15 protein-coding genes are annotated in these 13395 nt (G+C 37.6%); all 15 read left to right on the top strand.

What is annotated here, in order from left to right:
* The first annotated feature begins 18 nt into the window (after positions 1 to 18).
* Positions 19 to 1011, top strand: a complete 993-nt coding sequence (locus tag M2139_RS07980; RefSeq protein ID WP_280738305.1) for an alpha/beta hydrolase — start codon at positions 19 to 21, stop codon at positions 1009 to 1011.
* A 100-nt stretch (positions 1012 to 1111) separates the two neighbouring features.
* Positions 1112 to 1384: a (4Fe-4S)-binding protein gene (locus M2139_RS07975; protein ID WP_280738304.1), complete on the top strand. Its 273-nt coding sequence runs from the start codon at positions 1112 to 1114 to the stop codon at positions 1382 to 1384.
* A complete protein-coding gene (locus M2139_RS07970) occupies positions 1385 to 1660 on the top strand; it encodes a GNAT family N-acetyltransferase (protein WP_280738303.1) in 276 nt (91 codons plus the stop codon). It abuts the gene before it with no gap.
* 205 nt (positions 1661 to 1865) lie between these two features.
* The gene (secG, locus tag M2139_RS07965) at positions 1866 to 2105 is read left to right on the top strand and encodes a preprotein translocase subunit SecG (protein WP_280738302.1); all 240 of its coding nucleotides are present in this window, start codon (positions 1866 to 1868) and stop codon (positions 2103 to 2105) included.
* Positions 2106 to 2328: 223 nt separating this feature from the next.
* Positions 2329 to 3111 (top strand): alpha/beta fold hydrolase, encoded by a 783-nt coding sequence (locus tag M2139_RS07960; RefSeq protein WP_280738301.1) that lies wholly within the window; start codon positions 2329 to 2331, stop codon positions 3109 to 3111.
* 33 nt (positions 3112 to 3144) lie between these two features.
* Positions 3145 to 5511 carry a ribonuclease R gene (rnr, locus tag M2139_RS07955; RefSeq protein WP_280738300.1) on the top strand — a complete coding sequence of 789 codons (2367 nt, stop codon included), beginning with the start codon at positions 3145 to 3147 and terminating at the stop codon, positions 5509 to 5511.
* Between the two features lie 61 nt (positions 5512 to 5572).
* The gene (gene smpB, locus M2139_RS07950; RefSeq protein ID WP_280738299.1) at positions 5573 to 6037 is read left to right on the top strand and encodes an SsrA-binding protein SmpB; all 465 of its coding nucleotides are present in this window, start codon (positions 5573 to 5575) and stop codon (positions 6035 to 6037) included.
* A 332-nt stretch (positions 6038 to 6369) separates the two neighbouring features.
* Complete coding sequence (gene atpB, locus M2139_RS07945; protein WP_280738358.1) at positions 6370 to 7092, top strand: F0F1 ATP synthase subunit A; 723 nt, start codon at positions 6370 to 6372, stop codon at positions 7090 to 7092.
* A 129-nt stretch (positions 7093 to 7221) separates the two neighbouring features.
* Positions 7222 to 7443, top strand: coding sequence for an ATP synthase F0 subunit C (gene atpE / locus M2139_RS07940; protein ID WP_280738298.1), 222 nt, complete (start codon positions 7222 to 7224; stop codon positions 7441 to 7443).
* A 153-nt stretch (positions 7444 to 7596) separates the two neighbouring features.
* On the top strand, positions 7597 to 8121 hold the full coding sequence (gene atpF, locus M2139_RS07935) for a F0F1 ATP synthase subunit B (protein ID WP_280738297.1): 525 nt from the start codon (positions 7597 to 7599) through the stop codon (positions 8119 to 8121).
* Positions 8108 to 8650, top strand: a complete 543-nt coding sequence (gene atpH / locus M2139_RS07930) for an ATP synthase F1 subunit delta (RefSeq protein ID WP_280738296.1) — start codon at positions 8108 to 8110, stop codon at positions 8648 to 8650. Before atpF ends, atpH begins: the two co-directional genes overlap by 14 nt.
* A 12-nt stretch (positions 8651 to 8662) precedes the next feature.
* A complete protein-coding gene (gene atpA / locus M2139_RS07925) occupies positions 8663 to 10213 on the top strand; it encodes a F0F1 ATP synthase subunit alpha (RefSeq protein WP_280738295.1) in 1551 nt (516 codons plus the stop codon).
* Positions 10214 to 10253: 40 nt separating this feature from the next.
* Positions 10254 to 11150 (top strand): F0F1 ATP synthase subunit gamma, encoded by an 897-nt coding sequence (locus tag M2139_RS07920; RefSeq protein WP_280738294.1) that lies wholly within the window; start codon positions 10254 to 10256, stop codon positions 11148 to 11150.
* A gap of 75 nt (positions 11151 to 11225) precedes the next feature.
* Complete coding sequence (gene atpD, locus M2139_RS07915) at positions 11226 to 12632, top strand: F0F1 ATP synthase subunit beta (protein WP_280738293.1); 1407 nt, start codon at positions 11226 to 11228, stop codon at positions 12630 to 12632.
* 187 nt (positions 12633 to 12819) lie between these two features.
* Entirely contained in the window at positions 12820 to 13245 is a 426-nt protein-coding gene (locus M2139_RS07910; protein WP_280738292.1) for a F0F1 ATP synthase subunit epsilon, read from the top strand.
* Positions 13246 to 13395 lie beyond the last annotated feature (150 nt).

Genomic DNA, 13395 nt, shown 5'->3' with positions numbered 1-13395 from the left:
GGAAAGCGAGGAATAACTATGTTTTTGTGGTATCTCTTGTTCTTTTTACTATTACAAGTGCTTATTTTTTATGTGGTGGCGAACTTTATTGCTGCTAAATTAATTGATATTGTTCTTAATCGTGATAATAAACTTTCAAAAAGTTTTCGTCAAAAGAAAGTTTCTAATCGAGTTTTAGATTTATATCCTGATGTTTTAACTCAAGAAAAAATGGAAATTAATCAAGGGGAAGAATTTTGGCAAAGAGGGCAAGCCGTGCAAGTAGTCAGCCATGATGGCTTGCGGTTAGCCGGCAGTGTGTTTAATCAATCAAATGAATCGCAGGACTGGGTGATTGCTCTGCATGGCTATCGTTCTACTGGTAAAAAGGATATGGCTTATGTTGGTCATCAATATTTTAATAAAGGTTATAACGTCTTAATTCCTGATTTGCGGGGCCATGGTGCTAGCGAAGGGAAAGTTATCGGCATGGGTTGGTTAGACCGCTTAGATTTATTAACTTGGATTAATTGGTTAGTTACCAATTTCCCTAAAGCTAAGATTGTTTTGCATGGCGGTTCAATGGGGGCAGCTACGGTTTTAATGACCAGTGGTGAAAAATTACCGTCTAATGTCTATGCTTTAGTTTCAGACAGCGCCTTTACTTCGGCTTATAGCGAATGTGAGCATGTTTTAAAAGATATTATGCATTTTCCAAGTTTTCCTTTAATGCCGGCTGCTAATCATCAAAGCAAGAAGTTTGCTGGTTATCAGTTAAAAGAAGCTTCGGCTACTAAACAGGTGGCTAGTAATCATTTACCGCTGCTGCTTATTCATGGTAGTGCCGACCATTTTGTGCCGATTGACTGTGCTTTAAATTTGCAAGAAGCGACTGTTGGTCCTTGTGAGTTTTTAGAAATTAAGGAAGCTGGTCATTTAACTGGGATGACGATTGAGCCACAATTATATTGGCAAACGGTTTTTGATTTTTTGAAAAGACAAAACAAGAATAAGAGTAGTAAAAAATCGTAAGGTATATCATTTTGTTAAATCTCTTTTAGTTGGTAGAATTAAAGTATCAAGAAAGAAGCTTTTGATTCTTTCCATTAAAATCAACAAGGGGGTAACTAAAATGGATGGAAATAAAATTGACGGTAAAAAAGTGACAGCGGAAATGTTAGTTGAAAAAGGTTATCGTAAATATAGCGGTGAAGAAATTGATATTTACTATAATAAAGATATTTGCGCCCATATCGGTAATTGTGTTAGAGGTAATGGCGCTGTCTTTGAAGTTGGTCGCCGTCCTTGGATTATTGCTGATAACAGTACGGTGGCTGATGATATTCAGGTAATTAATACTTGTCCTAGTGGTGCGTTGAAATATATACGAAAGGATGAACAATAAATGACTAAGATTAAAGAAGAGAAGAATCGTTTCGTTTTACTAAATGATGAAGATGCTGAAATTGGTGAAATGACTTGGTCTGATGCTGGCGAGCATTTAATGATTATTGACCATACTTTTGTAGACCCAGCCTATCGAGGACAAAAATTGGCAGAAAAATTAGTTTATCAAGGGGTAGAAAAGGCACGCCGTGAAGGTAAAAAAATTATGCCTTTATGTCCTTTTGCTAAAAAAGAATTTGATACTAAAGCTGAGTATGCCGACGTTCTTAAATAACTAATTATAATAGAAGAAAAAATACCTAATCTGGCTGAAATTTAAACAAATTTAACGCAGATTAGGTATTTTTTTGTAAGTGAAATAAATTATTTTATTAAGTTTAAAAGAAAGAATTTAGTTAACTAATAAAAAATAGTAGTCTTTCCGCCTGAATTATGCTAAAGTAATAGAGATGAATTCTGATATAAGGAGGTTCCAAGTCTTGGAAGATATACTTTTGGGTATTGTGATTGCTTTATCTATTATTTTAGTTGTAGTTATTTTAATGCAACCGAGTAAACAAAATAGTGCTGCCAGTGCCTTTACAGGTGGGGCGGACCAACTTTTTGGCAAACAAAAAGCTCGAGGATTTGAAGCAGTGATGCAACGAGCAACAGCGGTATTAGGAACAGCATGGATGGTTTTATTATTAGTGCTAGCTTACATATCGTCTACTAAGTAAACACAAAAGACTAGAGCCGAGGAATCAGATGTCAGAATTGTCATCAGTTCCTCGCTTTTTTTGTATAAAAAAGCATAAATGCAATTGCACAGCAATCTTCAGAAAAAACAGCGTGAAACAATAACTTTTGTTAGAAATGTGCTAAAATAGAGGTAAGATAAATAGCGGAAAGTTTGCCTATTTAATGAGTGTGGGCAGCCTTTTTGAAGGGATGATTGGTCAGATGGATTTAAAGATGCCACAAACTTTATTTTCAGAGAATGGTGAGCGTTGTGTGTTGCTGCTACATGCTTATTCTGGCAGTCCTAATGATGTTAGGATGCTCAGTCGCTATTTAGAGAAGCATGGCTACAGTGTCTACGCACCGCTGTTTACCGGCCATGGTACTTTGGAGCCACAGGATATTTTAACTCAGCCAGTTTCAACTTGGCTAGCAGATGCGCAAGCTGCCATTAGTTTTTTGAAAACGAAAGGTTATCAGCAGATTGCTGTTTTTGGACTATCAATGGGTGGGATTTTTGCCATGGAGCTGTTAGAAAGTGGCGATGCAGCCTTGATTGGTGGTGGCAGTTTTTGTTCACCTTTAAGTTTAAGTCAAAACAATGTACCTGTTCATTTTATGAAATATGTTCAAAAGAATCTACAGTTAGTTAATTTGTCAGAAACAGCTATTCAAGCGCAATTACCGAAATACTTGGAGCTAGTAAAGCAACAATTGACAGCAATTGATGATTTTGCGGCCACTGTTTTTAAAAATTTAACTGAAATTAGCGCGCCAGTATTTTTAGCGCAAGCAGGCCAAGATGAAATGATTGCTGCCAGTAGTGTTTTTCAAGTTGCTGAGGCTTTGCAGAAGAAGCGCTTTGTTTTACAGTGGTATCCTGAAAGCCCACATGTTTTAACAGTGGGGCCGGAACGGCGACAATTTGAAGCTGATGTTTTAGCTTTTTTAAATACTTTAGCTTGGAAAACTGATAAAAATGAAAATAGAAATTATGAGAGCTAGTTTAGTGAAAGCTAAACTAAAATGAGGAGATAAATGAGTAAAGATACGATTAAACAGAAGATTATTCTTTATATGGAGAGTAGTCCCAAAAAAAGCTTTTCAATGGAAGAAATCGCTGAAGGCTTACAGTTACAAAAGAGTGGCGATTTTAAATTTTTAGTCCAAACGATTGCTTCAATGGAACAAGATGGTTCAGTGATTTTTACTAAAAAAGGCAAAATCAAATTAGCACAAGCACCTTTAGTGGTAGAAGGAACTTTTCGCCGCAATGAACGTGGATTTGGCTTTGTGACGATTGATCCTGAAGAAGATGATGTTTATATTCCGAAAGAGTCAACCCAATATGCGATGGATGGCGATATTGTAGCCATTGACATTATTAAACCTGCCAATCAACTAACAGGTATGGGAGCTGAAGGCAAGGTGGTAGAGATTCGTCAGCGGGCGTTACAACAAGCCGTTGGAGAATTTGTAGCTTACAATGATGATGAAATTGCCGAAAGCGACTTATATGGCGTAGTCATTCCTAAAGATAAGAAGATGCAAGGTTTCAAAATTTATATCGCTGCTGAAGGGATTCGCCCTGTTGATGGGAGCATCGTTCAAGTGGCAATTAGTCATTATCCTGAAAAAGGCTATGCAACCAGTTTAGAAGGTTTTGTGAAGCAAGTAATTGGCCATAAAAATGATCCTGGTATGGATATTTTAGGGATTGTGGTGGCTAAAGGGATTCCCACGAAATTTTCTGAAGAAGCTTTAGCCCAAGCGGATAGCGTGCCAGATCAATTGACGGAAGCTGACATAGTCGGCCGTAGGGATTTACGGAAGCAAACGATTGTGACCATTGACGGCGCTGACGCTAAAGATTTAGATGATGCAGTGACGGTTGAGCAGTTAGGGAATGGTAATTATTTCTTAGGGGTGCATATTGCTGATGTTTCTTACTATGTAACGGAAGATAGCCCGCTAGATGGTGAGGCTTTTGAGCGAGGAACCAGCGTTTATTTAACTGACCGTGTGATTCCTATGTTGCCGCAACGCTTATCTAATGGGATTTGTTCGCTAAATCCTAAAGTCCCACGCTTTACTTTAAGTTGTGAGATGGAGATTGATTTACAAGGGAATGTTGTCAGTTATGATATTTTCCCTAGCGTGATTCAAACAACAGCACGGATGACTTATACAGCCGTCAATCAAATTTTAGAAGACGCTGACCCAGAAGTGATGACGGAATATCAAGCTTTAGTGCCGATGTTTCAAAATATGGCAACTTTGCATAAAATATTAGAAGAAAAAAGATTACGTCGTGGAGCTTTAGCTTTTGAAGAGCATGAAGCGCGAGTTTTAGTAGATGAAAAGGGTCATCCTGAAGATATTATTTTGCGAACAAGAGGAATTGGTGAAAGATTAATCGAATCCTTTATGTTAGCAGCCAATGAAACAGTAGCAGAACATTTTGCGAAAAAAGAATTACCTTTTATTTATCGGGTTCACGAACAGCCTAAGGAAGAAAAAATGCAACGTTTCTTTGATTTTGCAGCGGCTTTAGGGATTTTAGTTCGCGGCACAAAAGGGGATATCACCCCGAAAGATTTACAAAAGGTAATTGAAGATATTGCTGATAAACCGGAATCTTTAGTGATTAATACGATGCTTTTAAGAAGTATGCAACAAGCTCGCTATGCTGAAGAGAATTTTGGCCATTATGGCTTGGGAGCTACTTATTATACCCATTTCACTTCGCCGATTCGTCGTTATCCAGATTTAATTGTGCATCGCTTAATTCGCACTTATCATGAGGATACTTCAAAAGCGACCCAAGGGAAATGGCAGCAGCTCTTGCCAGATATTGCTCAACATTCTTCAAAAATGGAACGTCGAGCGGTTGAAGCTGAACGAGAAGTCGATGCTTTGAAAAAAGCGGAATTTATGGCTGATAAAATTGATGAAGAATTTGATGGCATTATTAGTTCTGTTACCAAATTCGGGATTTTCGTTGAGTTGCCAAATACAGTAGAAGGTTTAATTCATATTAATGAATTGAAACAAGATTATTTCCACTTTGTTGAAAACCACTTGGCTTTAGTGGGAGAGCGGACGCGCCAAGTCTTTAAGATTGGTCAGAAAGTCCGGATTAAAGTTGTTAAGGCGGACCCAGAGACCCGTGAAATTGACTTTGAGTTAGTTTCAGCAGAAACATTAGCGGAAATTGATTTACCAAAAACTGCTCGTCGCCAAAAAGCTAAAAGCAGCAAAGAAAAAGCGGGGCGTGGTAAATCACAAGGGAAAAAAGCTAAATTTGTTCACCCAAATGAAAAATCTTTTTCAAAAAAAGGCAAGCAAAGTAAAAAGAATCAGCCTTTTTATAAAAAAGCCACCAAGAAGAAAAAGAAAAAATAAGTGAAGAGGTCCGTTAGCAGCTGATTGCTGATGGTTTATAAATAGAAATGGAGTTTTGCTTATGCCAAAAGGAGAAGGGAAGTTAATTGCCCAGAATAAGAAAGCCCGCCATGATTATAGCGTTATTGAAACAATGGAGGCGGGGATGGTTTTACAAGGAACAGAGATTAAATCCATTCGTAATAGCCGCATCAATTTGAAAGATGGTTTTGCCCGCGTCCGCAATGGGGAAGTCTATTTGCATAACGTGCATATTAGCCCTTATGAACAAGGGAATATTTTTAACCACGACCCTTTAAGAACGCGGAAACTATTATTGCATAAAAAACAAATCGCTCGTTTAATTGGCGAAACAAAAAATCCCGGTGTAACCTTGGTTCCACTGAAGGTTTATATTCGCGATGGTTATGCTAAAGTGTTAATTGGCATCGCTAAAGGAAAGAAACAATACGATAAACGAGAAGATTTAAAACGTAAAGATATTGACCGTCAAATCAATCGGACGTTGAAAAATTATTCCCGCTAAAATTTAGAATATTCTTTTTCGCATATTAAAAGGTTTATCCTTTGACTTTTGTTAAAAATTTGATAATATGAGCATTGTCTTCTTGGATTTTTTTGAAAACGAAAAGTTTGGAATGTTGTAAAAAAACTAGATATAGCAAAGCTTTTTTTGGTATTGAAGGTTCGTGATTTTTTTGAAAATCATTTGTAAGTTTCAAAAAAAGTGATTTATGACAGTACAGACTGCTGAAATTATTTATTAGTAACGAGAGAAGACAAGTAAGCGTGAAAACTTCAGTTTTAGCTGAAGTGCTTTCTTACAAAGTGGTAATGGGAAAAGAGGTGAGCATAAAATTGGAAGAAAAAACATGGACCTTTCAATTTATGGGGATTTGGTTTGATGGCACGATTTGTTTAATGACCTTATTAACATGTTTGATTGTCTTTTTAGTGGTGTTTATTTGCACCCGAAAATTGACAATGCGACCTAAAGGAAAACAAAACGCCATTGAGTGGTTGATTGATTTCGTTCAAGGGATTATTTCAAGTAATATGCCTAGTAAAGAAGTCGGTAATTTTCATTTATTAGCATTTACCTTATTTTTATTTGTTTTTGTAGCTAACTGTTTAGGGCTAGTCACAAAAGTAGTTACTCACCAGGAAATTTCACTGTGGAAAAGCCCAACCGCTGATCCAGTTGTCACTTTAACTTTAGGGGCAATGGTGATTTTACTAACCATTTTTTATGGGATTTCACGCTTAGGCTTTAAAGGTTATATTGTTAACAGTTATTTATCACCATCGCTAGTTATTGCACCAATCAAATTAATGGAAGAATTTACTAATGTAATTACTTTAGGTTTGCGACTTTATGGAAATATTTTCGCCGGTGAAGTTTTATTAGGTTTGATTGTTGAAATTGTTTTAAATGTTGGCTGGCTAGGTATGTTACTTGCTGTGCCTTTAGAGATGGTTTGGATTGGGTTCTCAATTTTTATTGGGGCCATTCAAGCATACGTATTTGTGACTTTAACTATGGTATTTATGAGCCATAAAGTTGAAGTTGAGGAAAATTAAGTTTTTAACGACTCTGCCAGTTCTTTTATTAGAGTTGGCTTATTATAAAAGCACAAAGCACTTATTCTTTGTTGTTAGAGTTCAAATAAAAAAATAAGCATAACGCTTTATTAATTGGAGGAAAAGAAAATGGACGGATTAAATTATATTTCAGCAGCGATTGCAATTGTAGGGGCAGCCTTTGCAGCAGCCTATGGTAACTCTAAGGTAATTGCGAAAGCATTGGATTCAATGGCGCGTCAACCAGAAATGGCTGGACAAATTCGCTCAACAATGATTTTAGGGGTAGCCTTCGTAGAAGCGGTGCCTATTTTGGGAGTAGTTATCTCATTACTTTTAGTTTTGGGATAATTAGCGGTAAGTTGTGGCAGAAGGCAGGATTGCTGGTAGATTTTCGGCAGGACTGCTTTCTTTTGTACATTAAAATTTGATAGCTGCAAACTGATTTGAAAAGATATTATACATAAATTTACTAATGCAGTTAGAAAAGGGAGTTGAGCATAAATGCTGGAGCATGTGATATTGGCTCATCAAGTTGATACAACAATTGGAAGTGTTCTTACTGTAAGTATTTCATTCTTACTTTTATTATTGTTGTTGAAAAAATTTGCTTGGGGTCCCGTTACTGAAATTTTACAAAAGCGGGAAGAAAAAATTGCCAATGATTTAGATGCCGCTGAAGAATCACGAATTAAAGCTGCTGAGATGGAAAAGCAACGTGAATCTCAATTACAAAATTCGCGAACAGATGCTGCTGAAATTATAAAGAGTGCCAAAGAAAACGGTGAAGTTAGCCGTCAAAATATTTTAGCGGAAACACAAGTAGAAGTTTCTAAAATGAAAGAAAAAGCGAAAAATGATATCCGCCAAGAACAAGAAACCGCCTTAGCTACTGTGAAGGATGAAGTTGCTGAACTTTCAATCCAATTAGTAGCCAAAATTCTTGAGCAGGAATTAACACCAGAAACGCAAAATACATTAATTTCGCAATATATTGACGATTTAGGCAGTCATCATGAAACTGAGTAAATTTACAGTAGGGAAACGCTACGGCAAAGCTTTGTTTGAACTGGCGGAGGAAAAACAAGCTGTTACTGAAATTTATCAAGAATTACTTGAAGTACGCAAAATCTATCAATTAGTGCCTGATTTGGGGAATATTTTAAGCGATCCCCGTTTGGATTTAGCTGAAAAAAACAAAATTATGGATCAGCTATTAAGTGCTTTTGATGGCATTGTTCATAATTTTTTAGCCGTCGTATTTAACTATAATCGAATGAATGACTTAATGTTGATGATTGATGAGTATGAACGTCATTATGATGAACAACAAGGCATTGCTCTAGGAACAGTTACAACGGCGATTCCTTTGACACCGGAACAACAAGTGGCGTTAGAAAAAGAAGTAGCGAGCTTCTTTAACTATCAAAAAGCGACCTTGGTTCCTAAAGTAGATCCAGCAATCTTAGGTGGCGTAATTGTAGAAGTTCAACATCAAGTAATTGATGGTAGTGTAGCAACTAAATTTGAGAATATGAAGAAATTATTGCGAAAATAGAGGTGAGTTTAGATGGCGATTAAAGCTGAGGAGATTAGTGCCTTAATTAAACAGCAAATTGAAAATTATCAACAAGAACTTTCAATGGAAGAAATTGGTACCGTAACCTATGTTGGTGATGGAATTGCCCGTGCTCATGGCTTAGAAAATGCAATGAGCGGTGAGCTTTTGGAGTTTTCTAACGGTAGTTATGGGATGGCCCAAAACTTAGAAACTAATGATGTAGGGATTATCATTTTAGGTGATTTTGAATCCATTCGTGAAGGGGATAAAGTGAAACGAACAGGACGGATTATGGAAGTTCCTGTTGGGGAAGCTTTAATTGGTCGGGTAGTCAATCCTTTAGGCCAACCCGTAGATGGTTTAGGAGAAATCGTAACCGATAAAAGTCGTCCAGTTGAAACAGCAGCACCCGGTGTAATGGAACGTAAATCTGTTAGTGAACCAATGCAAACTGGACTTAAAGCGATTGATGCTTTAGTACCAATTGGTCGTGGTCAACGGGAGTTAATTATCGGCGATCGTAAAACAGGTAAAACTTCAATTGCGATTGACACGATTATCAACCAAAAGGGCCAAGATGTGATTTGTATTTATGTAGCGATTGGTCAAAAAGAATCAACTGTTCGTACGCAAGTTGAAACGCTACGTAAATTTGGTGCTTTAGAATATACGATTGTTGTAACAGCTGGGGCTTCACAACCGGCACCGTTACTTTATATCGCCCCTTATGCCGGTGCGGCAATGGGTGAAGAATTTATGTATAACGGCAAACACGTTTTAGTTATTTATGATGATTTATCTAAACAAGCTGTTGCTTATCGGGAGTTATCATTGCTGTTACGTCGGCCACCAGGTCGGGAAGCCTATCCAGGGGATGTTTTCTATTTACATTCTCGTTTATTAGAGCGAGCAGCTAAGCTAAGTGACGAATTAGGTGGCGGTTCAATGACAGCCTTACCTTTTGTTGAAACACAAGCAGGAGATATTTCAGCTTATATTCCAACTAACGTTATTTCAATTACTGACGGGCAAATTTTCTTAGATAACGAATTATTCTATTCAGGCACACGGCCTGCTGTTGATGCGGGCTTATCTGTTTCGCGGGTAGGTGGTTCAGCTCAAATTAAAGCCATGAAAAAAGTGGCAGGAACTTTACGTTTAGATTTAGCGAGTTATCGTGAGTTAGAAGCCTTCACTCAGTTTGGTTCAGATTTAGATGCAGCAACGCAAGCTAAATTAAATCGTGGCCGTAGAACAGTAGAAATTTTAAAACAAAAACTACATGAGCCTTTAGCGGTTGAAAAACAAGTATTAATTTTATATGCTTTAACTCATGGCTTTTTAGATAGTATTCCAGTTGGGAAAATTTTAGATTTTGAAAGTGGCTTATTTGAATTTGTAGAAATGAATCACTCTGAAATCTTTGAAGAAATTCGTCAAACGAAGGACTTGCCTGCTGAAGAGTCACTAACAGCAGCGATTGAAGCCTATATGGAAATTTTTAAAGCAACGAATAAGAAAAATATTTCGACTGAAGAGCGTTTAAAAGCGATTCAATAGAAGTTTGAGTGAGAGAAAACTAAAGTAGGGAGCATTGAAGATGGGCGATTCATTAAATGAAATTAAACAGCGAATTGCTTCAACTAAAAAAACGAGTCAGATTACCAATGCGATGCAGATGGTTTCTGGCGCGAAACTGACTAAATCAGAAGTCGCTTCGAAAAACTATCAAGAATATGCTCTAAAAGTGCGAGAAATTGTCACTCATTTGGCTGCTTCTCAGTTAACGGATTTAGCCCAAGATGCTGAAGGCAGTGATTATCATGCGATGCTATTTCCGCGAGAAGTTAAGAAAACTGGCTATATTGTGATTACTTCTGACGGTGGTTTAGTTGGAGGCTATAATAGTTCAATTTTGAAGCAAACGATGGCGATGTTGGCTGATGATCACGATTCACAAGCTGAATATGTGATGTTGGCAATCGGTGGAACGGGTGCTGATTTCTTTAAAACGCGTGGCATTGATTTAGCCTATGAGCTACGCAATTTATCTGATCAGCCTAGCTTTGAAGAAGTTCGTAAGATTGTAACGATGACAACGACCATGTACAAGAATGAGGTTTTTGACGAATTGTATGTTTGTTATAATCATCATATTAATTCTTTAACTAGCCAATTTCGAGTGGAAAAAATGTTGCCGATTTCGGATTTGGATCCTGAAGAAGCAACTGAACATGAATTGGAGTATATTTTTGAACCTTCAAAAGAAGCCATTTTAGATCAGTTATTACCGCAATATGCGGAAAGTTTAATTTATGGTGCAATTATTGATGCCAAAACAGCAGAACATGCAGCTGGGATGACAGCGATGAAAACGGCAACTGATAATGCTCGTAATATTATTGGTGAGTTAACCATTTCTTATAACCGAGCAAGACAAGCCGCAATTACGCAAGAAATTACTGAAATTGTCGGTGGGGCTTCGGCACTAGAATAGTTTTTATAAAACTAGCTGACAATAACGTGTGAAAAATATAGGAGTTTTAGTTTAGCATAAATAAGGAGGATTACGATGAGTTCTGGAAAAATCGTCCAAGTAATTGGTCCGGTAGTCGACGTTGAATTTTCATTAGATCAGACATTACCAGATATTAATAATGCTTTGATTGTTTACAAAAATGATGGTAGTAAACAAAAAGTAGTTTTAGAAGTAGCTTTGGAGTTAGGCGATGGCATTATTCGCTCAATTTCAATGGAATCAACTGATGGCTTATGCCGTGGAATGGAAGTAATCGACACAGGAGCACCAATTTCTGTTCCCGTTGGTGAAGCTACTTTAGGTCGGGTTTTCAACGTTTTAGGAGATACCATTGATTTAGAAGAGCCTTTCCCAGAAGATGCACCACGTCATGGGATTCATAAAAAAGCTCCAGCTTTTGATGAATTGAGTACCAGTACGGAAATTTTAGAAACTGGGATAAAAGTTATTGACTTATTGGCCCCTTATTTAAAAGGTGGGAAAGTTGGTTTATTCGGTGGTGCCGGTGTTGGTAAAACTGTTTTAATCCAAGAGTTAATTCACAATATCGCTCAAGAGCACGGGGGGATTTCAGTCTTTACCGGTGTTGGTGAGCGTACCCGTGAAGGTAATGACTTATATAACGAAATGAAAGAATCTGGCGTTATTGCTAAAACAGCCATGGTTTTTGGACAAATGAATGAACCACCAGGTGCGCGGATGCGTGTTGCCTTAACAGGTTTGACAATTGCGGAATACTTCCGTGATGTAGCTGGTCAAGATGTGCTATTGTTTATTGATAATATTTTCCGTTTTACTCAAGCGGGTTCTGAAGTTTCAGCTTTATTAGGTCGGATGCCTTCAGCAGTAGGTTATCAACCAACATTGGCAACTGAAATGGGTCAATTACAAGAGCGGATTACTTCAACTAAAAAAGGCTCAATCACTTCAATTCAAGCGATTTATGTACCAGCGGATGACTATACTGACCCAGCGCCAGCAACAGCTTTCGCTCACTTAGATGCGACTACAAATTTAGAGCGTCGTCTTACTGAGATGGGGATTTATCCAGCGGTAGATCCATTAGCCTCATCATCTAGTGCACTATCTCCAGAAATTGTTGGCGAAGAGCATTACCAAGTGGCAACAAAAGTTCAACATGTCTTACAACGTTATCGTGAATTACAAGATATTATCGCTATCTTAGGGATGGATGAATTATCTGAAAAAGAAAAAGTTTTAGTTGCTCGTGCGCGAAGAATTCAATTCTTCTTATCACAAAACTTTAACGTTGCCGAACAATTTACCGGTCAACCAGGATCCTATGTGCCAGTTACTGAAACAGTTAAAGGCTTTAAAGAAATCTTAGAAGGCAAATACGACAATCTACCTGAAGAAGCCTTCCGTAGTGTCGGCCGGATTGAAGATGTTGTAGAAAAAGCTAAAAAATTGGGATATTAAGGTAAAAAAGCGGAAAAGGCTCGTTCAGCTCTTGAGCAAAATGCAGAATTAAATTATAGTGGCGTTTTATGTCACGAATTTCATTCTCATTTTGCCGAAGAGAGCTAGCCCTTGTAGCTGGATTAGATAAAAAAGCGGAGCAATTTCTTGTAGCTTTTTCAAATATTTTTTAAGAGGAGAGATCGTCATGAGTGATAATTACATTACTGTAAATGTAGTAACGCCTGATGGCATTGTTTATGATCACCATGCAGTTATTGTAGTTGCCAAAACGGTAGATGGTGAAATTGGTATTTTGCCTCGTCACGCACCGATTATTGTTCCTTTAACGATTGATGAGGTTCGTGTGAAACGAACAGATTCTGACACTCATGTTGACTGGATTGCGGTTAATGGTGGCATTTTGGAATTTCGTGACAATTTGTTATCAATCGTAGCAGATAGTGCTGAGCGTTCTCGCGATATTGATGTTTCTCGTGCAGAACGAGCAAAACAGCGAGCTGAGCAATTAATTGCTGAAGCGAAACAAAAAGCTAATGTTGATGAGTTAAGTCGGGCAACGGTTGCTTTACACCGGGCGATTAATCGTATCAACGTTTCTAAGCATATGTAATTAATAGTTATTAAAGCTGATAGCTTCTTGATGAAGAAGGTATTGGCTTTTTTTATGGCTCTTTGTCAACTGGTGTTGGTGAAGAGAAAATCCAATAGAATAATTTGATTTTTGCAGTCAAGCAGCTTTCATTGCTTGACTGCTTTTTTC

Source organism: Enterococcus sp. PF1-24 (assembly GCF_029893325.1).
GTDB lineage: Bacteria > Bacillota > Bacilli > Lactobacillales > Enterococcaceae > HY326.
Note: the sequence above shows the minus strand (reverse complement) of the source record. Positions and strands in the feature narration are given on the sequence as shown.

What these genes read in the sequence shown, in the direction of transcription:
- M2139_RS07980 (WP_280738305.1), top strand. Translation starts at nt 19, where the DNA reads ATGTTTTTGTGGTATCTCTTGTTCTTTTTACTATTACAAGTGCTTATT.
- M2139_RS07975 (WP_280738304.1), top strand. Translation starts at nt 1,112, where the DNA reads ATGGATGGAAATAAAATTGACGGTAAAAAAGTGACAGCGGAAATGTTA.
- M2139_RS07970 (WP_280738303.1), top strand. Translation starts at nt 1,385, where the DNA reads ATGACTAAGATTAAAGAAGAGAAGAATCGTTTCGTTTTACTAAATGAT.
- M2139_RS07960 (WP_280738301.1), top strand. Translation starts at nt 2,329, where the DNA reads ATGGATTTAAAGATGCCACAAACTTTATTTTCAGAGAATGGTGAGCGT.
- rnr (WP_280738300.1), top strand. Translation starts at nt 3,145, where the DNA reads ATGAGTAAAGATACGATTAAACAGAAGATTATTCTTTATATGGAGAGT.
- smpB (WP_280738299.1), top strand. Translation starts at nt 5,573, where the DNA reads ATGCCAAAAGGAGAAGGGAAGTTAATTGCCCAGAATAAGAAAGCCCGC.
- atpE (WP_280738298.1), top strand. Translation starts at nt 7,222, where the DNA reads ATGGACGGATTAAATTATATTTCAGCAGCGATTGCAATTGTAGGGGCA.
- atpF (WP_280738297.1), top strand. Translation starts at nt 7,597, where the DNA reads ATGCTGGAGCATGTGATATTGGCTCATCAAGTTGATACAACAATTGGA.
- atpH (WP_280738296.1), top strand. Translation starts at nt 8,108, where the DNA reads ATGAAACTGAGTAAATTTACAGTAGGGAAACGCTACGGCAAAGCTTTG.
- atpA (WP_280738295.1), top strand. Translation starts at nt 8,663, where the DNA reads ATGGCGATTAAAGCTGAGGAGATTAGTGCCTTAATTAAACAGCAAATT.
- M2139_RS07920 (WP_280738294.1), top strand. Translation starts at nt 10,254, where the DNA reads ATGGGCGATTCATTAAATGAAATTAAACAGCGAATTGCTTCAACTAAA.
- atpD (WP_280738293.1), top strand. Translation starts at nt 11,226, where the DNA reads ATGAGTTCTGGAAAAATCGTCCAAGTAATTGGTCCGGTAGTCGACGTT.
- M2139_RS07910 (WP_280738292.1), top strand. Translation starts at nt 12,820, where the DNA reads ATGAGTGATAATTACATTACTGTAAATGTAGTAACGCCTGATGGCATT.